At 71.6% G+C, this 22722-nt stretch carries 24 protein-coding genes; 5 read left to right on the top strand and 19 right to left on the bottom strand.

The features are described from left to right. The first annotated feature begins 84 nt into the window (after nucleotides 1-84). From H6H00_RS28080 to H6H00_RS28065, 4 genes are read left to right on the top strand one after another with little or no spacing between them, the layout of a single operon-like run. Nucleotides 85-372, top strand: coding sequence for a hypothetical protein (locus H6H00_RS28080; RefSeq protein WP_185718660.1), 288 nt, complete (start codon nucleotides 85-87; stop codon nucleotides 370-372). Next, nucleotides 369-1811, top strand: a complete 1443-nt coding sequence (locus tag H6H00_RS28075; protein WP_185718659.1) for a relaxase/mobilization nuclease domain-containing protein — start codon at nucleotides 369-371, stop codon at nucleotides 1809-1811. Before H6H00_RS28080 ends, H6H00_RS28075 begins: the two co-directional genes overlap by 4 nt. A 42-nt stretch (nucleotides 1812-1853) precedes the next feature. Next, nucleotides 1854-2480, top strand: coding sequence for a hypothetical protein (locus H6H00_RS28070; RefSeq protein ID WP_185718658.1), 627 nt, complete (start codon nucleotides 1854-1856; stop codon nucleotides 2478-2480). Between the two features lie 20 nt (nucleotides 2481-2500). Further along, nucleotides 2501-3277 carry a hypothetical protein gene (locus H6H00_RS28065; protein WP_185718657.1) on the top strand — a complete coding sequence of 259 codons (777 nt, stop codon included), beginning with the start codon at nucleotides 2501-2503 and terminating at the stop codon, nucleotides 3275-3277. On the opposite strand, the gene H6H00_RS28060 is transcribed toward H6H00_RS28065, so the two are convergent. From H6H00_RS28060 to H6H00_RS27995, 14 genes are all read right to left on the bottom strand, one after another. After that, a complete protein-coding gene (locus tag H6H00_RS28060; protein ID WP_185718656.1) occupies nucleotides 3229-3828 on the bottom strand; it encodes a prepilin peptidase in 600 nt (199 codons plus the stop codon). The genes H6H00_RS28065 and H6H00_RS28060 overlap by 49 nt on opposite strands. Beyond that, nucleotides 3825-7019 (bottom strand): LysM peptidoglycan-binding domain-containing protein, encoded by a 3195-nt coding sequence (locus H6H00_RS28055; protein ID WP_185718655.1) that lies wholly within the window; start codon nucleotides 7017-7019, stop codon nucleotides 3825-3827. Before H6H00_RS28055 ends, H6H00_RS28060 begins: the two co-directional genes overlap by 4 nt. Further along, nucleotides 7016-7459: a hypothetical protein gene (locus H6H00_RS28050; protein WP_185718654.1), complete on the bottom strand. Its 444-nt coding sequence runs from the start codon at nucleotides 7457-7459 to the stop codon at nucleotides 7016-7018. The genes H6H00_RS28055 and H6H00_RS28050 overlap by 4 nt, the downstream gene beginning before the upstream one ends. Beyond that, nucleotides 7456-7896: a pilus assembly protein gene (locus H6H00_RS28045; protein ID WP_185718653.1), complete on the bottom strand. Its 441-nt coding sequence runs from the start codon at nucleotides 7894-7896 to the stop codon at nucleotides 7456-7458. Before H6H00_RS28045 ends, H6H00_RS28050 begins: the two co-directional genes overlap by 4 nt. After that, the gene (locus H6H00_RS28040; protein WP_185718652.1) at nucleotides 7893-8303 is read right to left on the bottom strand and encodes a TadE/TadG family type IV pilus assembly protein; all 411 of its coding nucleotides are present in this window, start codon (nucleotides 8301-8303) and stop codon (nucleotides 7893-7895) included. The genes H6H00_RS28045 and H6H00_RS28040 overlap by 4 nt, the downstream gene beginning before the upstream one ends. Nucleotides 8304-8314: 11 nt before the next feature. Beyond that, entirely contained in the window at nucleotides 8315-8557 is a 243-nt protein-coding gene (locus tag H6H00_RS28035; RefSeq protein ID WP_185718651.1) for a hypothetical protein, read from the bottom strand. Then, nucleotides 8554-9438 carry a type II secretion system F family protein gene (locus H6H00_RS28030; protein ID WP_185718650.1) on the bottom strand — a complete coding sequence of 295 codons (885 nt, stop codon included), beginning with the start codon at nucleotides 9436-9438 and terminating at the stop codon, nucleotides 8554-8556. Before H6H00_RS28030 ends, H6H00_RS28035 begins: the two co-directional genes overlap by 4 nt. Next, nucleotides 9435-10370 (bottom strand): type II secretion system F family protein, encoded by a 936-nt coding sequence (locus H6H00_RS28025; RefSeq protein ID WP_185718649.1) that lies wholly within the window; start codon nucleotides 10368-10370, stop codon nucleotides 9435-9437. The genes H6H00_RS28030 and H6H00_RS28025 overlap by 4 nt, the downstream gene beginning before the upstream one ends. Next, nucleotides 10367-11665: a TadA family conjugal transfer-associated ATPase gene (locus H6H00_RS28020; protein ID WP_185718648.1), complete on the bottom strand. Its 1299-nt coding sequence runs from the start codon at nucleotides 11663-11665 to the stop codon at nucleotides 10367-10369. The genes H6H00_RS28025 and H6H00_RS28020 overlap by 4 nt, the downstream gene beginning before the upstream one ends. A gap of 95 nt (nucleotides 11666-11760) precedes the next feature. Then, nucleotides 11761-12507, bottom strand: coding sequence for a CpaE/TadZ family protein (locus tag H6H00_RS28015; RefSeq protein WP_185718647.1), 747 nt, complete (start codon nucleotides 12505-12507; stop codon nucleotides 11761-11763). 4 nt (nucleotides 12508-12511) lie between these two features. Beyond that, complete coding sequence (locus tag H6H00_RS28010; RefSeq protein ID WP_185718646.1) at nucleotides 12512-13027, bottom strand: SAF domain-containing protein; 516 nt, start codon at nucleotides 13025-13027, stop codon at nucleotides 12512-12514. A 104-nt stretch (nucleotides 13028-13131) separates the two neighbouring features. Next, the gene (locus tag H6H00_RS28005; RefSeq protein WP_185718645.1) at nucleotides 13132-13956 is read right to left on the bottom strand and encodes a hypothetical protein; all 825 of its coding nucleotides are present in this window, start codon (nucleotides 13954-13956) and stop codon (nucleotides 13132-13134) included. Between the two features lie 29 nt (nucleotides 13957-13985). After that, entirely contained in the window at nucleotides 13986-14495 is a 510-nt protein-coding gene (locus tag H6H00_RS28000) for a hypothetical protein (protein ID WP_185718644.1), read from the bottom strand. A 305-nt stretch (nucleotides 14496-14800) separates the two neighbouring features. Beyond that, the gene (locus H6H00_RS27995; protein ID WP_185718643.1) at nucleotides 14801-15304 is read right to left on the bottom strand and encodes a hypothetical protein; all 504 of its coding nucleotides are present in this window, start codon (nucleotides 15302-15304) and stop codon (nucleotides 14801-14803) included. Nucleotides 15305-15750: 446 nt separating this feature from the next. Between H6H00_RS27995 and H6H00_RS27990 the strand changes: the two genes are divergently transcribed. Then, nucleotides 15751-17040: an NsdA family TPR-like regulatory protein gene (locus H6H00_RS27990; RefSeq protein WP_221775686.1), complete on the top strand. Its 1290-nt coding sequence runs from the start codon at nucleotides 15751-15753 to the stop codon at nucleotides 17038-17040. Here H6H00_RS27990 and H6H00_RS27985 read toward each other — a convergent pair. From H6H00_RS27985 to H6H00_RS27965, 5 genes are all read right to left on the bottom strand, one after another. Continuing rightward, entirely contained in the window at nucleotides 17018-17677 is a 660-nt protein-coding gene (locus tag H6H00_RS27985; RefSeq protein ID WP_255425404.1) for an HAD family hydrolase, read from the bottom strand. The genes H6H00_RS27990 and H6H00_RS27985 overlap by 23 nt on opposite strands. A gap of 142 nt (nucleotides 17678-17819) precedes the next feature. After that, nucleotides 17820-18953 carry a VldE C-terminal domain-containing protein gene (locus H6H00_RS27980; RefSeq protein WP_185718641.1) on the bottom strand — a complete coding sequence of 378 codons (1134 nt, stop codon included), beginning with the start codon at nucleotides 18951-18953 and terminating at the stop codon, nucleotides 17820-17822. 4 nt (nucleotides 18954-18957) lie between these two features. Next, nucleotides 18958-19476: a DUF4913 domain-containing protein gene (locus H6H00_RS32005; protein WP_221775685.1), complete on the bottom strand. Its 519-nt coding sequence runs from the start codon at nucleotides 19474-19476 to the stop codon at nucleotides 18958-18960. After that, nucleotides 19473-21305, bottom strand: coding sequence for a type IV secretory system conjugative DNA transfer family protein (locus H6H00_RS27970; RefSeq protein WP_185718640.1), 1833 nt, complete (start codon nucleotides 21303-21305; stop codon nucleotides 19473-19475). The genes H6H00_RS32005 and H6H00_RS27970 overlap by 4 nt, the downstream gene beginning before the upstream one ends. Next, complete coding sequence (locus H6H00_RS27965; RefSeq protein WP_185718639.1) at nucleotides 21302-22720, bottom strand: putative type IV secretion/conjugal transfer ATPase; 1419 nt, start codon at nucleotides 22718-22720, stop codon at nucleotides 21302-21304. Before H6H00_RS27965 ends, H6H00_RS27970 begins: the two co-directional genes overlap by 4 nt. Nucleotides 22721-22722 lie beyond the last annotated feature (2 nt).

Genomic DNA, 22722 nt, shown 5'->3' with positions numbered 1-22722 from the left:
TCGGCGGCCATGGAGGGCGTTGGGGATGGTCCTGGGTCGGCGCGTCGTCGGCTGCGGGCCGAGAGTCGTCGGCGGCGTCAGGTCGTGGTGCGGTTCTCCGATGCGGAGCTGGTCCTGGTCCGGGACCGTGCCGCGGGGGCAGGTCTGGCCGTTGGCGCGTGGATCGGTGAGTCGGTGCTCGGCGTCGCGACGCGCGGTGCAGACAATTCGGTCGGTCTGCTGGATCTGGTGCGGCTGCACGCGGATGTGGTCGCGATCGAGCGCGCCGCGAGGTCCACCTGCACCCGGCCCGAGGACGTCGCGGAGATGCTTGTGCGGCTTGACGCCGCCATCGATGCGGTAGTCGCCGCGAGCGATCGAGCACGTCGATGATCACGAAGGTGGTGCGCGGCTGGAAGGTCGGCGGTCTGATCGCCTACCTGATGGGGCGGGGCCGCGCGCAGGAGCACGTACGGCCGCGGGTCGTCGCGAGCTGGGACGGGCGGGACGGGGCGTGGCAGCCCCCGCAGGTGGCCGGTGGTGAGTTCGACAGGGATCTTGGGCCGCTGATCCGGGCGCTGCGCGCTCCCGCGGTGGCGGCTGGTTTGCCTGAGCACGATGACGAGGGTAAGCGCGGGTATGTGTGGCACTGCTCGGCGCGCGTGGCGGGCGGTGACCGGGTGCTGTCGGACGCCGAGTGGGCAGAGGTCGCGCGGGATCTGCTCGACGGTGCCGGCGTGGCGGCACGGGATGACGCGGGTGGGCCTCGGTGGGTGGCCATCCGGCATGCCGATGATCACATTCACATCGCGGTGGTTCTGGTGCGGCAGGACACGGGCCGGCGCATCTGGCCCGCGCACGACTATCCGCGGCTTCGCGAGGCGGCGCGTGGGGTCGAGCGGCGGTTGGGGCTGACCGTGACGGCGCCCGCGGACGGGACGGCGGCGAAGGCTCCGCAGCGGGGAGAGATCGAGAAGGCCAGCCGGCAGGGGCGGTTGCCCGCACGGCTCGAGCTGACCAGGTCGGTCCGTACGGCGGCGGTCGGGGCCGAGGGTCTCGCCGGGTTCGTCGCCGCGCTGCGCGCTACCGGCTACCTCGTCGAGGTGCGACGAGCACCGTCCGGTGACCCGCTGGGCTACAAGGTCGCCCGGCCCGGGGACGTCAGCGCCTCCGGCGAACCGGTCTTCTACAGCGGCAGCAAGTTGGCGGCCGATCTGTCGTTGCCGCGGCTGCTGCGCGCGTGGGAGTCGGCGGGGCGGGGTTCGGATGTGGCGGCCCCGCTGCCGGCCGCGCGACGGCGCGTCGATGCGGCCCGCGCGGTGGTCGGCTCGGTCCGGCAGGGCGGGGCTGAGGTCGATGCGCAGGGCATCGCCCAGGCTACGTTCCCGGTGTTGTCGGCCGTCGGTCTCTGGTCCGACGAGCTGGGCGCAGCGGCCGAGACCTTTGATCGTGCCGCGCGCCCACCGCGGGGCGTTCGCAGCCGGGAGGGTGCGCGGGCGGCCGGGTTGCGGCGGGTGGCGCGCCAGCTCGTGCGGCAGCGCCGGATGCTCGGCGTCCGTGACGAGCCGGGGGCGGCCGCGGTTGCTCTGGTCGTGGCGCTTTCGGCGCTCGTTCGTGAGATCGCCGCCTGGCAACAGGACGGCGGCCGGCCACATCAGGCGGCCGCGGCCTCTACGGCGGCGGACGCACTGGACGGGTGGGCGGCGAACCGCACCACCCCGGGTGCAGGTGACGCTGACCTGGTCGACCACGGATTCGCAGCGCGTCGACCACGCGTCGAACCACGCCTCGACCGCGCGGCGCGGCGATCCTCCACGATGCCGCGCGGTTGATCCGGCCGCCGGGTCGGGTCTCCGCGAGCCGATGGCGAACAGGTGGAGGTGGTGGCGCAAATGTCAGGCAGCGGCCAGGCGATCAAGGTCGTCGTCTCGCTGGTAGGCCCGCAGGACGTCGCGGTCGTGGCCCACCGGCCGGGCACCGACGGCGCCGCGATCAGCGTGCGCGTCGGCGGGTCCTTGATCTACATCCATGATGCGGAGACCGCCAGCTGTTTCCATCGGGCGTGGCAGTCCGGCGCCCAGCAGGCTAGGTCGTTGCCGGTCCGGTCGGATCCGACGCGGGTGATGCCCGTTGCTGGTGTCGCTGAGCCGGCGGTGATGATGGAAGCAGCGGAATCTCCACCGGCCGGGGCCCGATTGGACCAGGCGCCCGGCCGTAGGACCAGCCTGTGGGTCACGCTCGGCCGGATCGGTTTCGACGTGCGTGACCATGCTGCGCTTCGCTCGGCCATGGCAGCGTTCCGGCGCGCCGACAATCTGGCCGCGACGGCGTTCCCGCCGACTCCGGAAGAGCGTGCCTGCGATCAGGCCGCCCGCACGGCGGCTCGGTTGTTCGCCACCCCCAACCATGTTGCGGTCAAGCCGGTGACTGTCTCGCCGAGGTCGACCCCGCCGGCGCGGGCGCATCCCGTGGCCCGGACGGCGATCGGGAGGGCGATGTGACGGCGCCGGACTACCCGTTGATGGCGCTGGGGAGCTATGAGACCTACCAGCTCGCGCACATCGCGACCTACATCGCTGAGCGGCTCGGCCGGCACCACCGGTCCGGTCGGGGTCGCGACGGGCGCGCGGCGCGAGCGGAAGCGGTGCGCGACATCGCTGGGGCGGCCACCGCGCTGGGCAACGCCACCGGCAGGTCGATCCCGGAGCGCGATCTGCCTCGCACCCTGGACACGGACACCTTCACCGCGGCGCAACAGCTGCTCGCCACCGGGCCGCGATCCGCGGACGTCGTCGCGCTGGCGGGTACGGGTCAGACCGGGTTCGCGGTCGTCGGGCACGTTCCGGGTCTCGGCGCCGTCGGCGCCAGAGCCGAGTCGAGAGACATCGCCGATGCACTACACGCGCATTTCCTCACCCGGCCGTCCAGCGAGCTGGCCCCGTGGGCGGTCACGCGGGACCCGCAGCGCGTCCCGACCCTTCCCCAGCAGGTCGACCTGGCCGCGTTCGTGGAACACCTGGATCCCATTCGGGACGACGACCGTGCCGTGGCGCGCAACCTGCGCGGCCACGACCGGCGGACGGACGCGGCCATCCGCGGCCGCTTCGCCGGTGTCGATCTTGACGCCCCGGCCGTCGTCACCCCACCCGCGACACCCTCCGACCCCGCACCCCGTCGCGTGGCCCGGCCCCGCCGCCCGGCCGCCCCCAAAGTGAACGGGCGCGCACCGGGTATCCACCGGCCGCCCGGTCAGAGCGCCGCGGCGCCCACCGTCCCGACGACCATCGCCGGACCATAGGGCACCAGCGCGGAGCGGTCGGCCGCCCGGATGCCGACGATGAACGCGGTGACCGCGACGAGCACCGACATCGACACGATGCCGGCGACGATCGCGTCGTGCCGGACCAGCACGACGGCAAGCGTCGGGACGAGCTTGGCGTCGCCCCACCCGAACGCCGTGCTGACCGCCGCCTTCATCACGACTGCGACGCACCCGCCGGCCAGCACGCTGAGCACGGTGGCGCCGACTGCGCCGCTCCCCTTGGCGGTGACAATCCCGGCAAGTAGCGTCACGACGAGCAGGGGCCAGGTGAGAACGTCGGGCAGCCGCCCCTCGTGGGCGTCCACCACCGCCGCGGCACACCCCAGCACGGCAAGCGGCAGCAGCAGGATCGCGTGCTCTGGGGGGAGTGCCAGGACCACACCGACCATTAGCCCAGCCATCGCGGAGATGGCAGTGACCGCGATCGGCCGGAGTCGGATGGCGATTGTCACTGTGTGCCGGGCGATCAGCAGCACCGTCGGTCCGGCGAGTACAGCGACCAGAGCCGCGTTCGCGATGCCGCTCACGGCCGCGGACGGCGCGGACCGGCGGGCATCAGGTCGTTGAGCACCGCGAAGCTGTCCGGCGAGAGTTCCTCCGGTACGTCGAAGCCGCGAGCGTCGAGCAGAACCGCGGCGTAGAGCTCGAGCTCCGATCGGTTGTCCTCAGCGTGCGCGATGCGCATGAGATCGGTCAGCGGCCGGTCGAAGGCGACATCGATATCGATCATGCGCGCGCGCTCGGCGGCCCAGCGGGCCAATGCGGTGTCGCCGGCGGCGAGGGCGATGTCGACGAGCTCGTGCGCGGCGTCGACGATGAAGCCCGGTATCTGCAGGTCGTGGCGCTGATCGTGGTTGTTGAGCCAGCCGTACCCACCGGGTCGCAACGAGCTGAACACGGGTTCCCGCACGAGGTTCAGAGCCGCCTCGTAGTCGGTGATCGCGCCGGGATGGCCGGCCTCGTTGCGGGCTTGGCCGCGCTTGCGCAGCCGCCGGAACAGGTCCCAGTCCAACTGATAGCCGCGAAGTCGGTAGCAGTTGTCGTTTTGCATGTCGCTGACGAAAAACGCGTCCGGGTCGCCGTTCAGGCCCTGGCCGGCCCACTTGCGGGCCCCGTAGAGCGCGTGCCGGAGGGTGGCCGGGCTGATCCGGCGTCCGTCGGGCCACAGGTCGGTGGCGGCCTTCGCCGAGGTCACCCCGGCCGGGTGCAGGCTCAGGTACACCAGAACTTCGGCGAACCAGGTCCTGCGTGTGCCTGGCGTCGGACCGGGCGCGGTGATGGTGGGCTCGCCGAGAATCGCGATCATCGGTTTGGCCGGCGGGCCGGCGTCGAGCCAGGCAGTGAGATCGTCGTCCAGGCCGGGCTCCTGGTGGTCGACGATGGCGAGCCGCCGGACGGCCGTCGACCCGGCTGCGGACCCGGCGGACCGCTGCGGCCGCGGCAGGTCCGGTTCCTCGTCCACCTCCCTCGCGCCGCCCGGGTCGGGTCTGCCATCCGCGAGCGGATCCCGCGGGACGGGATCTCCGGTCGCGAGGGAGCCGTCCTCATTCATGTCCGCAGCCCACGGTTCGGCGGACGATGCCGCACCAACGGGAACCGCTGGCGCGCTGGTGGCCCCCAGAATGGCCGCGAGGTGAGTGCCGGCGTTCTCGGTGAGCCGCGCGACCTCCCACGGCCCGTCGGTGACGTCCGGCAGGTCGAGCAGCCCGTCGTCGCCGACTCGCAGGTCCGCGTGGGCGGTGTCGATGACGACCACCGCGGTCGCGCTCCGGCGATGTTCGGCCGTCAGGGCCTCCAGCCGGGCACGGTGTTCGTCGTCGGGTTCCGCTGCGGAGAGCAGCACCGTGGGCAGCCAGGAGTCGGAGGCCAGGTCGCGCAGCCGCCCTTCCACGACCGTCTCGATCTGCCATTGGTCCAGCGCGCCGCGAGTGGTCGAGGCTCGGCGTTCGGTCTCCACCAGCGCGGTGTCGAGGTCGGGCGCAGCACCCAGACGATCCGGGTTGAGGGAAATCAGTTCCTCGCCGAGGCCGACGAGCAGAACCTCGACGTCTTCCGCCGTGCTGCTTGTAGCGAGCTCGGCGGCGAGATGGCGCAGTAGCGCGATGCAGCGCGCCCGGTCACCGCCGATCCGCAGAACTCCGCGCTGTTCGAGGTCGATCATGAGGGTGCGGTCGACGTCGGTGGCGATCGACACCAGCACCGGGAACGGGGCACAGCACCCGGCGGCCTCCGCGTCGGGAACCGGCAGCGGGTCGTCGGGATCGAGTCCCCACACCCCACCGTCCGGTTCGACCTCCGTGAACGGTGGTGGTAGCCGGGTCTCGGGGGAGGTCGTGAGCACGGTGTCCGAGGAGGTCAACCGCGCCGAGAGCAGAACCGGAATGGGTGTGCCGTCGGTCGTCTCCCGGTCGGGGTGTGCGAGCGAGCGCAGGGCCAGGTCCAGGAGCCGCGCGGTGCTGGCCGCCCCGTCGTGAGGGTGGGGTGCGTGCAGCGACCGTTCCACCCGCCCGTCGTCGTCCGCGGGCATGGCTATCCGGTGTCGGAGTGGGCGGAGTCGTTGCTGCCGGCGGCGGCGAACGACGAGCGACGCCAGGACGCCGCTCGCGACGAGCGCGGACACGCCGAGTGATGCGACCGTGAGGGCCGGGCCCGAGTCGTCGTCCTGCGCGCCGGCGTCGCCTGGGGTGACCGCCGATCCGGTTGGTTCCTCGACGGGCATGGTCGCCGGCCGTGCCGGGTCAGACGTCGGCGAGCCGGTCGATGGGAGCTCGGGAGGCTGCGACGGCTCAGGTTCGGGTAGTTCGGGTAGGGCTCCCGTCGGGGATGCTTCCTCGGCCCTGTCGTCGGGTAGCGCGCCTTCGTCATTGGGTCGGGGTTCCGGCGACGGTGCGCGGTCGGGAAGGACGAGCGTCCACCCTGGTCGGATCAGGTCGGGGTCGGCGAGCGTTTCGCCACCGGGTTGCGGCACGGAGACGTTGGCCGCGAACAACTCGTCGGTTCGGCTGGGATCGCCGAGGTGCTCACCGGCGATTCCGGTTAGCGTGTCACCGGGCTCGACTCGCACGGTTGCCCGGGCGTCGGGTGGCAGGACGAGGCGCCATCCCACGACGAGTCCGGAGGCTTCGGTCAAGCGGCCGCCGTCGTCCTGGATCCGGCCAGCGTTGAGGTCGTAGATCTCCCGCCAGCGCAGGGGGTCGCCGAGGCTCGTCTCCGCGATCCGCCATAGCGTGTCGCGGTGTTCCACGGTGTGCACCGGTCCCGTCGGCTCTGTCTCGGCGGCTCGACCGGGACCTGCGGCCGAGAGTTCGGACATAGCGACGGTCAGGACCGACCCTGCGGCCGAGGTGACGGGGGTAGCCATCGCTGGGCCCGCGCCGACCATCGTGGCGACCAGCGCAGCCGCGATGGTGCGACCGAGCCGGAAGCCGGGCAGGTCGATGCGTGGCGCAGGCCGGTTGATCAAGCTGGCGGTCAACTCGATCACAATCGACATGGCCAGCACCAACCACGTTCCGGCCGCGACCACCGTGAGGAACCCGATCAGCAAGGTGCCGTCGTCGGGCGCCAGGAGCATGTCGATTACCGAGGTCCCCGCCGGAAGGCCGCCGTCCAGCAAGGAGCTGCTCAGCAGCCACAGCGCGGTCGGGACGCCGAACAGGATGCCGATGGTGACCGAAGCCGCGGCCACTGCGGCGCCGACCCGGGACAGAGTCCTCACGACACGCCTCCTTCCGGGAGGACCGGGACCAACAGCGCCTCCGCCTCTCCGGTGCTGGTGATCTCGTCGCGGCCGATCAGGCCCAGCAGGACCGTGGCGCGTGTGACGCGCGCCTCGACCCGGATGCGCAGCGGACCGACCACCGTGACCGTGCCTTCAACGCCGGCGGCGGCAAGATGCGCCTGGGCCGCCGCGACGGCCGCCACAGGGTCGACCGTGGTCGTGCCCCGACGCAACTGGTCGATGTCGAGAGCCTGGCCGGCGGCGCGTGCGGCTTCCTCGGCGACCGAGTCGGCGGTCGCGAGTCCCTGCGCCGCCCGCACGCCGTCGATGCCCAGCCCGATCGCGACGAGCAGCGCGAGTGTGGCGATCGCCATCGGTGCGCTGACCGCGCCACCTCCGCGTTCCCGGCCGCCTCGCTCCTGGTGGTTCGTCGTCATGCCCTCTCCCGCCAACGATCGATCGGGCTGGCTGATGTGGACTCGATGACCCGGGTGCTGGCGCCGGGCAGGCCGAGGTCGGACCACTCGACGTCGCATCGCACCGTCGCGGTGACAGAGGCGGGCGTCCCGAGCGGCGCGGCGAAGCCCGCCGTGTCGAGCGTGATCCGCAGATCGGCGCAGTGCAGGCCTTGTTCGGCGAGACTGCTTTCCGCCGCCAATTGAGCTGCGGCGGCAGCCGCGCCCGGCTCCCGGTGCAGTGATGCCACCCGAGCGGCGGAGCGCGCCGCGTGGTCGGTGGCCGCCTCTGCGGCCACCAGGCGACCGCCCGCGACGGCGAACGCGATGAGCAGTCCGAGCGCGACGACGAGGACGGCCGCTTCGACGGACGGGCTCCCTCCCCGCTCGCCTGACTGTCCTGGAACCGGCGCCCTCATGGGGTGGCTCTCTCCACGCCACCGACCGCCTCCCGGTTGATCGCGACCGGTACGCCCGGCACCAGGGAAAGAGCCGACCCGGTGACCCGAACGCGCAAGATCCCGCCGCTGTCGTCGAGCGAAGCGGACACGACGACGTCGGTGAGGACGGTGCCACCGGCGCGGGCCAAGAATGCCTCCGCGTCGCGCCGGGCGGCAGCGGTGGTTGACTCCGACAGGTAGGCGCGCCCGGACCGTAGTCCGTCCTGGGCGCCGGTCAGTGCCAGCTGTCCGGCGTAGAAGATCAGCGCGACCTGCACCACCGCGAGGATCAGCATGATCAGGACGATCCAGAGCAGCGCCATCTCGACGCCGGTGGCGCCACCACGCTCGCCATCGTCGACCTGGTCCGGGCGCAGACCGTCCATCGCGGGGGCACCTACTTCAGGGCGCCGAGCTTGCTCGCGATGAATGCGCCAACCCCGGCGGCGATCGTTCCGGCGATCACCGCGCCGGCACCGATGTGCATGCCTTCGTCGGAGTTGCGGCCGCCGCCGCGTTCGTCGAGCGGTTCGAGGCGCAGTCGGACCGCCCAGGCGAGGTGGTGGGCGCAGTTGCGAGTTCGGGTCCTGAGTTCCTGGATCATGGCGGGTTCCTTCCCGGTCGGATCGATGGCGTTCATACGGTGGTGAGCAGTGCTGTTCCTGCGGGGAAGAGCACCCAGGCCGCGATGAGGAAGACCTGCAGCGCGCCCGGGGTGCTCATCTGGCCGCTCGCGCGGTTGGCCTCGGTGTGTTCGTCGGCGAGAAGCTCGTCACGCAGGCTCTCCGCGCGGGCCAGGAGCGTCCCGACGACGGCGGCACCGTCCTGCCCGGCGGTGGCGGCGATGGCCGACAGGTCTGTCAGCTCGTCGATGTCGATGCGCTCGCCGAACCTGCGCAACCCGTCCCACGGCATGTCGCCGGCACGTTCGGCGAGTTCGAGCTCGTCACGCAGGCGGCGCATCGGCCAGCTCTCGGCCAGCAGCCGTCCCGGCACGGTCAGGGCGGTCGAGACTCCGGCGCCGCCCCGGCGCAGCAGGCTGACCTGTTGCAGGTAGGCGACGAGTGCCGAGCGGAGCTGGTCGCGGGCATCGTCGGCGCGGTCGCGGACGCGGTGGGCATGTCCGGTCCAGCCGACCAGCAGTCCCACGAGGGTGACACCGACGGGCACGACCACGCCTACACCGGTGCCGAGAAGGGTCAGCACCGCGGCGAGCACCGGCCCGGCCGCGGCCAGGCTCGCTGCAGACCCGGCGGCGGTGACGAGGAAGCGATCCCGGCCCAGCCCGAGCAGCTCCAGATCGGCGGACGGTACGTCCACCGGTAGCCGGCGCAGCAGCGGCAGCAGGATCCGCCGTCGAGCCCGTTCCTCGCTGTCCGTGTCGTTGGGGCGGTAGCTGCGCTCGTCGAGCGCGGCGAGCGCGTCGACCAGCACCGGATGCCGGCGGTTGCCCGCGACGAGAGCGAGCGCCAACGCGACGCCCATCAGGCCGCCGCCGACCAGTGCCAGCACGCCGTTCATGACGCACCCCGCTCGCCGGGCAGCGCAGAGACTCCGAAGAATCTGGGCGCGGTCCGGCCGATGGCCAGCCTGCGCATCCAGACCAGCAACAGTGCCGATGCGGACAGCAGTACCGCCATCACCACCTGCCCGACCGGCGTGCCGTACGGCGCGGCGAAGCTTGGTACGACACCCATGAGTACGAGCAGAGCGGCCTGGATGATCAACAGGATGCGGATCGACTGCCTTGACTCGGCGCGGGCGGCCTCGATGTCGCGACGGGCACGGACGTCGCGCGCGACCCCGTCCGCGAGCTGGCGCAGAACCCCAGCGATGCCGCCGCTCTGCTGATGCAGGGCGAGCAGCAGGGCAGCTGCGACGACATCGCCGGTCCGGTCGTCTACGGCGTCGGCGAACTCGCGCAGTGCGGCGGCGTGGTCGCTGCTCTGGCTTCCCGCACCGTCGCGGATGCGGCGAGCGAGCGTGTGTACCGCGGGGGCGATCGGTTCGTCGACCCGTGGCGCGGTCGTGACGATGGCCTGTGCCAGGCCGATCGCCCCGCCGCCGGTCAGGGTGTCGGCCATGCGCCGACACCAGCCCTCCAACGCTTCGAGCTTCTCGATCCGCTCGCGCACGACCCGGGTGGATCCCAGCAGCCACGGGAGCCACAGCCCCGCAACGGTCGTTGCCAACCCCGCCACCGGCCAACCCGAGAGTGCCCACACGACGACACCCGCCACGGCCCACGCCAGCGCCCGGCGGCGGCGATCGGCTTGGGGTCGCGCAGGGTCACCGGTGGCGACCCAGGCGCGATGGAGCCGCCGTGTCCATGACGACGCGGGTGCCGCGACGGGCCTGCCGTTGCTCGCGCTGCGTCGGCCCCCGACGAACAGTGCGATTGCCGTGGCGACGCAGGCACCCGCGACGCCGGCCGCCAGCTCTGCCGGCGTCATCGGGTCCACCCGCTCGACTCGTGGAGGAATCCCAGGTCGATGCCCGCTTCGTCGAAGGGGCGGCGATTCTGGGGCAGCAGCTGGAATACCGCGCGCGGATCACTGCCCGGTGCGGGTGCGAACACGCGGTTCATCGCGACCCCACCGCCCTCACCGACCGATGTCACCTCCGCGACCTCGGCGACGAACCGTGTCCGCCGCCCCTCCGGGGTGGTCCTGGCGTGGCGCAGGTGGACGACGTAGTCGATGCCCTGAGCGGCCAACCTGGTGACGAAGGTGTCGGACCATCCCGCCCCGGCGCCCTTCATCGTCGCGGTGACGAGCCGTTCGAACGCCTCGGCTGCTGTTCCGGCGTGCAACGTGCACATCGAGCCGGGCATGCCGGCGTTCATGGCCTCCAGCATGGGCAACGCCTCTGCGCCCCTTACCTCGCCGACTATTACCCTGGTCACCGACATACGCAGTGTCTGGTGCAGCAGATCTGACAGCGTCATCTCACCCGCCGGACGGCCGGTCGCCGGGTCGCGCTCGGTCGACCCGGAGCGGCACTCGGCGGCGTAGAGCAGCGGGTGCTTGTCAGGCAGGCGGTGCAGGTTCAGCTCGAACTCGGTCTCGAGCGTCGCGAACCGCTCGTCCAGCGCGATCTCGCGCGCCAGCGCCCGGAGAAGGGTCGTCTTCCCGCTCGACGGCATTCCCGTGACCAGGATGCTCTGACGGGCGTTCACCAGCGCGGCGAGGAAGCGCGCGAGCTGGAGCGACACGGTGTCCAGGCGGATCAGGTCCCGCAGCCGGACGTCGACGAGCTTGTGCTTGCGGATTGTCACGACCGGGCGGGGGACGACCTCGCGCATCGCCGCCAGCCGGGATCCGTCCGGCAGCTGCATGTTCAGACACGGCTGGGCCGGCGAGAACGCGCGCTCCGAGCTGCCGTGATGCGCAGCCATGTGTTGCAGTTGCTGCACCAGGTCGGCGTCCGTATCGGCGACGGGTGCGCCCGCCGTGCGGACCGAACCGTCGGACATCCGCAGCACCGGCAGGTCGCATCCGGTGATGTGGATGTCCTCCACTCCCGGCACGTCGAGCAGCTCCTGTATCCGGCCCAATCCCCACAGCGCGTTCTCCACCGCGCGGGCGACGGCGCGTTCCGTCGCGTGGTCGAGCTGTGGTTCGCCGCTGACGGCGCGCCGTCGTGCCTCGGCGTCGAACTCGGCCTGGATCCAGGCCAGTACGAGCTGACGGTGATCGGCCGGGTCGAGCGTATGGCCGTCCAGTTCCTCGGCCAGCCGGGCCAGCACAGCGTCGTGGATCCGGCGGGTCGATGCGTGGTCCACGGCTGGGCCGGCCGCACTACTGGTCCCCGAGTGGTGGGACTTGCCGTTAAGTCCTCGCGTCATGCCGCACCTCGCTGGTTGTCGCCGAATGTCGCGAGCGCCCCCGCGAGCCTGCGGGCTCCGCGTTGCAGGGGACTGCGAGTGAAGCCGCGTCCCGGCCGATCTCCGTCGCTCCAGACGGCCGCGGCGCGCGGGTCGTCGGGCAGCTCGCCAAGCAGCGGCAGCCGGCACGCCTCGGAGATTTCCGCGGCCGGGTAGGGGGCGTCCGGAACAACGACGAGCACCGACACCCGCGGGTCCCGAGGCCGCACGTCGAGTTCCTCCTGCAACAGCGGGGCGATCCGGGACGCCGCGCGTATCGCCCGCAGCGAGGAGCCCGTCACCAGGACGATCACGTCGCATGTCCGCAGCAGTGGGGTCACCCCGTCCGCGACGGCGAACCGTCCGCAGTCCGCGACGACATCGGCCCCCGGCAGTCGCGCCAACGCCGCCCCGATCCGGGACCACGGCAATGTCGACGCCTGCCCGACGCAGCCGATCCCGGCCAGCACCGGCGGCGAGTATTCGGTAGGCCGGTGCACACGCCGATCCAAAGCCACGTCCAGATCGGTCGAACGCAGGTCGACGACCGCCTCCATGATCCCGGCGGCGGGCGGCCACTCGCCGCTGCCGAGCCCCGCTCGGACGTCTCCGCCGAACGGGTCCGCCTCCAGCATCAGCGCAGCGCGCGGCCACTGCGATGCCAAGGCGAGCGCTGACGTCGTGACGCCCGGGCTGCCCTTTGCCGAGACCAGTCCCACGAGCACGTCGTCACCCCCGCCCCAGCAGCACGATCGCCACGCGGTCGTCGACTGACGCCAGCGCCAGCTCCTCCGCGTCGGCCTGCAGCACGAGGACATCGACGTCGCGGCGGCCGGACACGTCGACATCACCTGCCCTGACGACCGTGGCGCGTTTCGGCGGACTTCCGGCACCGGTGATGACCAGGACTTCGTCGCGTGGCGCCAGCGCCGCGGACGGCACCCGCCCCGCCTCCACCGACAACCCGACGACCGCCTCGCCGGGAGCGGGAACTCGGTTCGGCGTGACCGAGTCGGGCGTCAGCGTCTGCCCCGCCCGTAGATCGGTGGCGGCGAGCTGTCCCAGAACGGTGCCGACGTCGTCCCATGTCACCGAGACCAGTCCCGAATCGAGCGGTAGCTGGATCTCACGCAGGTCGGAGAGCTGGACGACGGAGCCGAACGAGAGCGGCCGCGCCATCGCCACGACGCCCTCACGCGCCACCGCTCCGCGGTACGCGTAGGCGCCGAGCAGCGCACCGATCACGCCCAACGTCACGGCCAGCAGCAGACGCCGTGACGAGCGGCGAGGTCGTAACGGACGCGGGGGTGCCGCTTCGACCTGCTCGGGCGGGCGGGCAACTGTTGCGGTCATCGTTCGCCTCCGACCAGTACCTGGATCTCGCCGACGCCCAGGGATGTCTCCGCAGATACGCGGACGGTCTCCTCACCGGACACCGGTAGGCCGCCGCTCACCCCGGTCCATGTCACCGTCCACACGCTGGTGGCGGTCACCGTCCACCGGCCGGCGCCGCCGGTCCGCTCCGGCAGGGAGCGTTGTTCGTAGGTGTAGCCGCAGTCGGGCGACGACCCGGCCTGCCCGGTCCACGGCGTCCCTGGGCCCGTGCAGCGCACGTCGGCTCCGGCCGGCCCCATGGACCACTCCACCGCCGACAGCCGCCCGGTCGCGGTCACCCGCGCCGCACCGACGGTCGCCGTGGCCGATACCGGACCGGTCGAGGCGACACCGTCTTCAATCCACAGCCACACCGGCACCCCGACGTACCCTGGGCCGTCGGCCGAGGTGCGTGGTTCGGGCGGGTCGAGGGTCAACTGCTCGACAGCCCTCTGCGCCAGGACCTGCGCGATCGTGGCCGCGTCGATTGCCGGCGCGGTGTCGGCTGGTAGCGCGTCGAGGAAGCCGGCGGGGTCCGGTACCTCTTGCCGGACCCAACCGCCGCCGTCGCCGAACGGCAGCGCCTGCAACCGCGGCCGTTCGGGCTCCGATGGCGTACCGGCCTCGTCGTCGGCAACCCCCTCGTCGGTCTCTGGCCGAGTTGAGGCTTCCTCGCGATCCGGGTTCGACGGCCGTTCTGGCCGCCCCGGGTCCACGGCGATGACCAGGCATCGCCCGTGGCTGTCGGACACAGCGCATCCAGGCGGCTCGGGGTCGCCCGCGGCTGCCAGCAACAGCATCGGGAGCACGACGCCCAACCCCGTCGCGGTCAACACAGCTCGTCCAAGGCCGGTTCGGTGCGGTCCACGAGCCACTCGTCGCGGTGCAACACGACCTCGGCGCGGAAGCGGTAGCGCGGCGCCCGGTTGGCCAGGTCGTCGAGAACCTCGCCCGTGGCGTCCGCGATCAGGCGCGAGTCGCCGAGCTGCACGCAGTCGACGATCTCGACCCGATCGTCCGTCGCGATACCGACCGTCGGGGAGCGGGTGACGGCCCCTTCGGTGTGGGCGGGGAAGTCGGCATAGTTGCGAACGTCATCGATGAGGCTGTCCAGCGCGGACCCCGACGCCACTCCCTGCAGGTCCGCCGTCCAGTCGCGCGCGCTCGGCGCCGAGAACGCTTCCTGGGAAACGGACCAGTAGCGCTCATACGCCAGCAAAGCGTCCTGTGACGGCGTGCTCGGCTGTGTACCGACCGGCGGCGCGGTCGCAGTGCAGCTGGTCAGCAGAGCCGCTGTGAGAATGGACGACAGCATCGCGATCCGTGGCGATGTGGTCACGTGACCCCCTCGATTCCTGGTCGAGTCGATGCTGTGGTCGGGGCGTGGTCGTTGCGTTGCTTTCCCGTGGTTTTCGCGTGGTCACCGTAGGATCGTGACGCCGGTCACAGACTTACCAGTGCCCCCGCGACTTCGTGGGCGAACGGGACTGGGTCCCTCGAACGGACTACTGGCCTGCGCGGCGTGATCCGCTCGTGGCGGCGACACCAGCCCTGATCCCGTCGCCCGGCTCCTCGCTGATGGCAACAGTGGAAGATCCCCACGGGCGCTCGTCGATCCGTACGACGTGCCGATGGCGGCAGTCGTCAACGCCGAAGGAGAACGACCACCACGCCGGCACGCCGCAGACGCCGTGCGAGCAGGAGCATCATGACGCCGAGAGCGAGATACCCGATCGGAAGCATGACCCAGATGCTCTCGTCGGGCGGGTCAGACACGGGCCACACGACCCCGGTCGGGCCCTGGCCGAAGCGCTCAGTCAGTACCTCGCTCGGGATGTTCGTTGTCGTCCCGCCCAACTTCACGCGTATCGCGTTCACCTGGAGTTCGAGCGACTGCCAGACAGCCTGCGCGAGCCGGTCGACAGCCTGGTCGCTCAGCAACAGGGAACCGTCCGGGTTGCGACAGTCGCGTGCCTGCACGTTCATCACCACGTCGGACCCGACCATGATCCGCTCGGCCACAACGAACGAGCATCCGGTTCGCAGATCGAGATCGCCCGTTGACATCGACAACCGCGACCATCCCACCGTGAGCAGGATGGCCACGGCGATGACGGTGCCGACTCGCGCGGCGGAGATCGGGATCATCCACCCAGGCTGGAAAGCGATCGTCGGGACCGCAAGCATCTACTCCGAGCGCTGTGGACAACTCGCCCGTGGACCGGCAGCAACTCGAGTCGTGACTGAAGCCGCTGCAGGGCGGGTGCGCGCGTCGACGATCAGGCTCCGAGCTTGCTCCGCGATCACAACCAGTACGCACGGCCACCGGGACGGCGATCGGCCGCACCCAGCACAGCGTCCGTCCGGCAGCGGTCGGTGCGCGGCCAGGAGTCGTTCGGCGGCGCCGTGGTCGTGCGCAAGCAGCAAGGCGGCCTCGGCGATGCAGCTCTGCTCACGCGGTTTGGCTGGAGGCTGGGCGGGCGTCATCGGTCACCGATCTGTGGAGGTGGCACCACTATCGGCCGCAGGTTGTGTTTGAAATAGGCCGTGCAGCGGACATCGAGCGGACTTCGTTGCGTAGGCTTGAGTCCTCGATGGTGCAACAGACGGAGGTGCCCGTGCCGCGACCGCCGGGGAACCGCCTGCTCAAGGCTGCCCGATTGGCGAGCGGGTTCGGCTCGCAGGAAGGTCTCGCCGTTGCGCTCAGCGCTGCTGCCGGCGAGCTCGGGCTGCGCGGTGTCAGCATCGGGCCGCGGCAGGTGCGCCGGTGGGAGTCCGCCGATCCACCATGGCCGCAGCCACACCACCAGCAGATCCTCATGCACGTGCTCGGTCTGCGGATGGACGAACTCGGATTCATCGCACCCTGGTCGGACGGGGAACCGCTACCTGATCCGGGTCGATCGTCCACAGAGCGACGTCCGGCCTCTGGTGGGTCGCGGCAGCGGCCAACCCACCTGCCATCAGTCGCCGCGGACTATGTAGCCGTCACCGCCGCACATCGCCGGATGTACTGGTCAGTGGATCCCGCACGCCTGCTCGCATCGGCGTCGGAGCAGGTCGGGCTGGGGGCGCTGCTGCTGCGCGAGACCGACGGCACTGCGCGCGAGCGGATCGCCCGCGCACTCGCCGAGTCCGCGTTGCTCGTGGGCCGCATCGAGTTCTTCGACCTGCGGCGCCCCGATGCCGCCGCGGAGACGTTCGTCCGCGCACTCCAGTTCGCAGGCGAGGCAGACGACCAGTTGCTCGGCGCCGCGATCCTGGGCCACGCCGCGTTCGTGCCCGGCTGGGCAGGAGACCGAGAAGGCGCGACCGAGCGTCTGGCCGCGGCACGGGCGTATGCGCGACGAGGCACCGCTCCCGCGTTGATGCGGGCCTGGATCGACGCCGTCGAAGCGGAATGTGCCAGCCGGTGCGGCGACGCGAATGCGGCGCTCGGCCTCATCAGCAGAGCCGAGGCCGAACTGGCCGTCGATGTCGACGTCGGCCTGCACCCTGTGCCGGACTGGATGAACTGGTTCACCCCGGTCCGGCTCGCGGCGTTCAAGGGCAACACCGAGCTGGCTGCCGGGCATGTCAAGCGGGCGCGGACGACCCTGACCGCCGTGCTCGACGCGCTACCGGCGGCCGATGTGAAGCAGCGCTCGGTCGTCCTGGGTGATCTGGCTGCCGTCGCCGTGGCCGCCGGTGATGTCGAGGAGGCCTGTCGTGCTGCGGATGCAGCGCTGGACGAGCTCTCCCGCACCTGGTACGAGACCGGAATGGACCGCATCCGGGACGTTCGGCGATCCCTGCGCCAGTGGCAGGATCAACCCTGCGTCCGGGCGCTCGACGACCGTCTCTACGGCTGGGCCACGACGCTCAACGCGATCTCGGGCCGATAAGGACGGGGAGTTCGGCCAGGCTGTCGATGCGCAGGGTCGGTACGCGGTCGGCGTCCGGGTCGTGCTGCTGGATCAGGCCCCACGGGCCTCGGCGGATCAGCGCGGTCCGCAGGCCACGGCTTGCCGCCGGCCGGATGTCGTTGTCGAGCCGGTCGCCGACGTAGAGGATCCGGTCGGGTGTGCAGGGCGCCGCGGCGATCACGTGGTCGAAGAACGCCGGGTCCGGCTTCGACACGCCCCAGTCGTCGGAGGTGGCGATCATGTCCGTCGGTAGGTCCAGGGACCGGAGGATCCCGCCGGCGCGCACCGTCTGATTGCCGGCGATACCCACCCAGCACCCGGCATCGCGGAGAGCACCCAGGGCGGGCCGCACGTCGAAGTACAGGTCCTGCTCGTCGAACGACTCGGGCTTGCCCGCCTCCGCACGGGCCTTCCGCTGCTGAGCCAGATCGAATCCGGGCGCGAAGACCTGGAAGGTCTCGCGGTAGTCGAGGCCACGGGCGATCACCGATCCGAACACCGCGGCGAACGTGTGCCGGGGGACGCCGAGCCAGTCTGCCCACGTCCCGTACTCCCGGGTCTCGTCAACGAGGCACTCACCGACGTCGAACACGACGGCCTCGATCGAGTCGATCACGGCGCGGTCCGGTTGCGCGGGACCGGCCAGCTGAGGCTGGCTCCGTCGATGAATCCCTGCCCCTGCACCTGCGTCACGTACGCGCACTCCCTGCCACCCTTGTTCAACGGAAGGCAAGTATCTAACGGACGGCATCCCGCTGCTAACTGGCGATGGAAACGTGCACGTGATCCCAATGACCGCCGGTGGCGTCGTCTGGGTTGTAGACCCCGCCGCCGGTATAGGGCCGTCCCCAGGCGTTGTCGCTGTCTGGGGTGCCGGGGGCCCAGATGCGGCCCTGCCAGATCAGGTACTTGACCTCGAGCGTCGCGGCGTGAGTGCGGAGCCAGGTGGCCAGTCGCCATCCGTTCTGAAGCTCCTGGCCCTGTGGGAAGGTGCCTACAGCATCGGGGAAGTAGTCGCAGGCGCGGCCCTGCGGATGGTCGCTGGTGGGGTTCCACGCGTGCTCGTCCCAGCAGCCTGCCGAGCGGATCGGTGCACCCGGGCCAGGTGGGCCGAAGACGCGGATGATCTCGTCGTAGGCGTGGCGTGTGGCCGGGGTGAGGCAGCGGCCGCCCGTGGGGTCGGTGGCGCTGCAGACGGCGCTCACGCCAGCAAACGGGGTTGGGACGGGCAGGTCGTCGACGGATATCGGTCCTGACGCGGTGCCGTACTGCTGGACGAGCCTGTGGACGCGCTCGATGTAGGTCGCGACGAGATCGGCGCAGGATCGGTCGCAACCGGCTTCGCCCTCGGCGGGGATGCCCGTGGTCGACCCGGTGAGCCGGCCGCAGCCGGCGATGTGGCATACGAGCATGCCGTCCAGGGCGCTGATGGGTTTGCCGCTGGCGTCGATGTGCGCGGTGGCGGTGCGCAGGTTGGCGCACACCCACGGGATCGCGCGGCGCAGGTGCTCGTCGGGTTGCAGGATGTCGGCGTCGGCCGGCGGTGGTGTCGCTGCCCAGGGCGCGCCGCCGGCGTCGGTCCAGTTGGCCTCGTTGAGCTGGTAGAGCCCGGCGGCGCCGCCGTTGCGGTCGGCGCTGAAGGCAGTGGGATCCCAGCTTGACTCGGCCTCGACGTGGGCAATGACCCACAGCGGCGGGAGCTCCGGGCAGGTGGTCGTCGTGACCTCGGCGATGGTCTCGAGATGCTGCGCGGCGAGCGGCGGGATGGCCGCGGTGTTCACCGCCGGGACCGGTGCTGCGCTGGAGAGCCCGCCGAGCAGCGCGGCGATCAGCAGCAGGGGAAGGAGCAGGCTGGCGACCACGCCGCCGCCCGCGATGAGCGGCCCGCGCACGCCGTCACTCGGGTGTCCGCGTCGGCAGCGTCGCGATCGGCGTGTGTCCGCTGAGGGCGCGGTAGCGCTCGTTGTGGACGCAGTCGGCGAACGGGCCCAGTGGGGTGAGCAGTTCGCGCAGGCAGGGGTCGAGGTGGTCGCGGATCCAGATCGACATCGCGGCGCCGGGTTCGGGGGCGAACTCGGTCCAGGCTCGGCGTAGGGCTTCGAGGCGGAACACGGCCTCGGGGTGTTCCCACCACAGCGGGCACCAGGTGAGCTCTCCGCGCAGCGGGCGGGCGATCATCGACGTGATGGTGTCGTGCACCCAGACGATGAGGGCGTCGACGTCGAGGTCGTCCTCGTCGGGGTCGTCGTCCTCGTCGTCCGCCGGCGGGGTCTGTTCGGTCGCTGGGATGCCGTTGAGGAGCTCGTCGAGCAGGTCGGTCTGGTGGGCGCGCCAGGCCTCCAGGGCCTGGACGCGGGCGCACAGTTCGGCCAGCAGTCGGGCGTCCGTCGCCGGTGGCGGGTCGTGGGGTGTCACGTTCGGCCTCCTTCGGCCTGGTTGATCGGGCTATCGGGCCCGAGCGCGAGCGCGGCGGCGTGCCGCAGTTCGGCGAGCGCGGTGTCTGCGTAGGCGCTGATGTCGGCGTGGTCGTGCTCGCGGTACCAGGGATGCAGCCGGCCGAGCCCGACGCGGCGGCCGGTGGAGAGCAGGACGGCGTGGTCGCGGGTGATCGCACGCAGGGCCGAGGCGGGGAGAACGGGTTCGCGGGCCTGCGCGTACTGCCGCGAGGTACGGCTGCGGTCGACGCTGGTGGAGATCCGCTCGACGTAGTGGTCGCCGATCAGCCCGGAGAGCTTCTGCAGAAACGCGTGGTCGTCGACGCCGGCGCCGACGAGCTTGATCGTCGCGGCGGACCAGAGGGCCTGCATGCCCTGCTCGCCCCAGACCCCGACGCCTTGCTGGTAGCTCTGCAACATGGTGAGGACCTGGATGCCGCGGGAGCCGTAGTGGCTGTAGAGCTGAGGCAGCGCGCGGATGGGGCAGATGTTCGCGGCCTCGTCGAGGACCGCAACGACTGGCGGTTCGAGACGCCCGCCGGAGGCCTGGGCGAGGAGTTCGGCGATCTCCAGGATGCGGTCGACGAGCGCGGTGACGACCGGTGCGGCGGTTCCGGCGCCCTCTTTGGACAGCAGGTGCATGGTGGCGCGGCCGTGACGGGCGGCGGCGAGGAGGTCCCAGAGATCCAGCTCCACGGGCGTCCTCGTCCCGGGTACGGGTGGGTCGCGCCAGGTGTCGGGTGGGCTGATCCAGCGCATGAGCCGCTCGGAGGTCAGCGCCTTGGTCGCCGTACGCGCGGTTTGATAGATGCCCTTGGTGGTGACGTCGGCTCCGGACAGCGTGGCTTCGAGGTCGGCGGCCTCGGCGTCGGCGCCGGCCTTGTCGAGGGCGGCTATGGCGTCACGACGTCCGGGCTGCAGCCAGGCGACGACGTCGCGCATGGTGCCGTCGCTGATCGCGGCGGCGAGCAGGGTGGCGGTGAGGACTTGCTCTCCGGCGGCGTGGAAGAACGGGTCGCGCCGTTCGCCACCGATGGTGCCGACGAAGTGCGCGGCCAGACGCGCGGCGGCCTCGACGCGTTCGGCGGGGTCCGCGTCGGCGATGGACCGCAGCGGGTCCCACCACCAGGTCTGATCGGTGTGGGCGATGCGCTGGGGGTCAAACGTCCACACCGGGCCGGCGTTCGCGCGCATCCCTGCGGTGAGCGCCCACAGGTCGGCCTTGTTCGAAGTCGCAACGACGAGGCCGGGTGCTGCGAGCACGGTGGGGACGGCGATGGCGCTGGTCTTGTTCGACCGGGGGCCCATGATGACCAGGGCGACGTCCTCCCAGGACATCCAGACCTCGCGGCGCTGGATGGTCAGCAGTCGCAGCCCCTGATCCGACGGGCCGAGTTCGTCGACGTCGGGCCGTAGCGTCCGTGCTCGGGCTCGTGCGGGTTGTCCGGTGAGGTCGCCCAGCTCCCGGGCCCGGAGCAGCGATCGTTGCGGCCCGCTGGATCCACGCGCGCGGCCGACCAGCACCATCACCGCTACGGCAACGGCCACCTCCAGGGTCACGGTCGTGACCATGGCGGTGACGAACACCAGCGCGCTGGCGCTCTCGGGCAGGACCTCGTTGGGGCCGCCCCTCAACAGTGCGATCAGCGTGGTCGGACCGACGGGTGGCGCTGTCCAGTGCCCTGTGCCAGCGAGGGCGGCGGCTCCGGCCGCCACCGACACGTCAGCCGCGAGCAGGACCGTCGCCGCGATGGCGCCAAGCGGGAGTAGGGGAGCGGCGGCTTCGCGCACCAGACCGAGGCTGGTCATCGGGCACCGGGCCGGAACGCGCGGTCGGTGTCGTGCAGCGCGATCTCGCTGGGGGTCAGCGTGAGCGCGACCGGGAGCCCTACTCGCTGCCCGGACTTGATCAGGTACTTGCCGCGGCCGGGATGGACCCGCCCGGCGTGCCAGGTCGGCGGCGCGGCCCAGGAGGTGATCAACGCGGCCTCGCCCTCGCTGAGGGAAGTGATGCGGCGCAGCCCGTCGAGTTCCTTCTCGGCCATCCCGCCCAGCAGCAGCACTCCGTTGCGGGAGGCGAGGCCGCGGGCCTTGGCGCGGTCGGCTTCGGTGGGCAGCGCTTCGAGGTCGTCGAGGGAGTGGGTGACCTGGAACGACACGACGCCGCGGTGCCGTCCCAGGCGGGTGATCCGGTCGGAGCGCTCCACCAGACCGGGGGCGACGCGTAGCGCCCGCCACAGCTCGTCCTGGACCTGCACGACGTTGCGGCGCCGTTCGCCGTAGGCAGCGGCGTCGGCCAGCGCGGCCGACCAGGCCCAGGAGCAGAGCATCGCGGCCGCAACGACGTCGTCGTCATCGTCGTCGAGGGCGCTGATGTCCAGCGAGAGGGCGCAGGTGTCGGGGTCGAACCGGGCGCTGCTGGGGCGGTCGAAGATGCCGCGGATCGCGCCCTCGCACAGCAGCCCGAGCGCGTTGACCAGCGAACGCGACGTGCGACGGAACTCGAGATCGTCCTGCGTGGCGGCGATGGTCAGCAGCGGCGCGGCGCCGGAGAGCAGGACGGCGAGGACGTCGGGGATCAGCGGCTCGCGCGCTCCGGCGGTGTCGACGGCGAGGTCGAGCGCGGCCCCGAGCAGGCGTCGTTCAGTGACGTCGGGTTCGTCGCGCCGCACGATGGTGATCAACGCTTCGAGCAGGGTCAGCCGCCGGGCGCGCAGGGTCTCCTGCAGCCGGGTCCGGTCGGTCGCGGGCGCGGTGGCCAGCGCGGCGCGCAGGGGTCCGGCGTCGAGCGGGTTGAGCGCCTGCAGCCCGCGGCCGAGGTGCCAGACCGAACCGCCCAGCGCGGTGATGAGCGGGGTGTACTCGCCCTTGACATCGCCGGGCACGACGGCCCGCATGCCGAACGCGACGAGGCCGGCGAGCATGCGTTTGGTGATCGAAGACTTCCCGATGCCGGGTTGGCCCTGCACCCACACTCCGGTGTTGGACACCAGCCCGGTGCGTAGCCAGTGGGCGGGGTCGAGCCCGATGGGTTCGGCGGTGTGCAGGTGGCGGCCGATCGGGACGCCGCGGACGTCGGAGCCCGACGCGGTGGCGAACGGGAACAGGCCGCAGATCTGGCTGGTGGTGCCGGCGAACCGGTTGCCGCCCTCGACGTGCCCGGCCCGGCCGCCGTCGCGCACGGGCCACCCCCAGGAACGGGGCACTGGATCTGCGCTGGTCATGT

The organism is Pseudonocardia petroleophila (genome assembly GCF_014235185.1).
GTDB classification, from domain to species: Bacteria; Actinomycetota; Actinomycetes; order Mycobacteriales; family Pseudonocardiaceae; genus Pseudonocardia; species Pseudonocardia petroleophila.
Note: the sequence above shows the minus strand (reverse complement) of the source record. Positions and strands in the feature narration are given on the sequence as shown.

What these genes read in the sequence shown, in the direction of transcription:
- H6H00_RS28075 (WP_185718659.1), top strand. Translation starts at nt 369, where the DNA reads ATGATCACGAAGGTGGTGCGCGGCTGGAAGGTCGGCGGTCTGATCGCC.
- H6H00_RS28065 (WP_185718657.1), top strand. Translation starts at nt 2,501, where the DNA reads ATGGCGCTGGGGAGCTATGAGACCTACCAGCTCGCGCACATCGCGACC.
- H6H00_RS28050 (WP_185718654.1), bottom strand. Translation starts at nt 7,459, where the DNA reads ATGACGACGAACCACCAGGAGCGAGGCGGCCGGGAACGCGGAGGTGGC.
- H6H00_RS28045 (WP_185718653.1), bottom strand. Translation starts at nt 7,896, where the DNA reads ATGAGGGCGCCGGTTCCAGGACAGTCAGGCGAGCGGGGAGGGAGCCCG.
- H6H00_RS28040 (WP_185718652.1), bottom strand. Translation starts at nt 8,303, where the DNA reads ATGGACGGTCTGCGCCCGGACCAGGTCGACGATGGCGAGCGTGGTGGC.
- H6H00_RS28035 (WP_185718651.1), bottom strand. Translation starts at nt 8,557, where the DNA reads ATGAACGCCATCGATCCGACCGGGAAGGAACCCGCCATGATCCAGGAA.
- H6H00_RS28030 (WP_185718650.1), bottom strand. Translation starts at nt 9,438, where the DNA reads ATGAACGGCGTGCTGGCACTGGTCGGCGGCGGCCTGATGGGCGTCGCG.
- H6H00_RS28025 (WP_185718649.1), bottom strand. Translation starts at nt 10,370, where the DNA reads ATGACGCCGGCAGAGCTGGCGGCCGGCGTCGCGGGTGCCTGCGTCGCC.
- H6H00_RS28005 (WP_185718645.1), bottom strand. Translation starts at nt 13,956, where the DNA reads ATGCTGTTGCTGGCAGCCGCGGGCGACCCCGAGCCGCCTGGATGCGCT.
- H6H00_RS27995 (WP_185718643.1), bottom strand. Translation starts at nt 15,304, where the DNA reads ATGATCCCGATCTCCGCCGCGCGAGTCGGCACCGTCATCGCCGTGGCC.
- H6H00_RS27990 (WP_221775686.1), top strand. Translation starts at nt 15,751, where the DNA reads ATGGTGCAACAGACGGAGGTGCCCGTGCCGCGACCGCCGGGGAACCGC.
- H6H00_RS27970 (WP_185718640.1), bottom strand. Translation starts at nt 21,305, where the DNA reads ATGACCAGCCTCGGTCTGGTGCGCGAAGCCGCCGCTCCCCTACTCCCG.
- H6H00_RS27965 (WP_185718639.1), bottom strand. Translation starts at nt 22,720, where the DNA reads ATGACCAGCGCAGATCCAGTGCCCCGTTCCTGGGGGTGGCCCGTGCGC.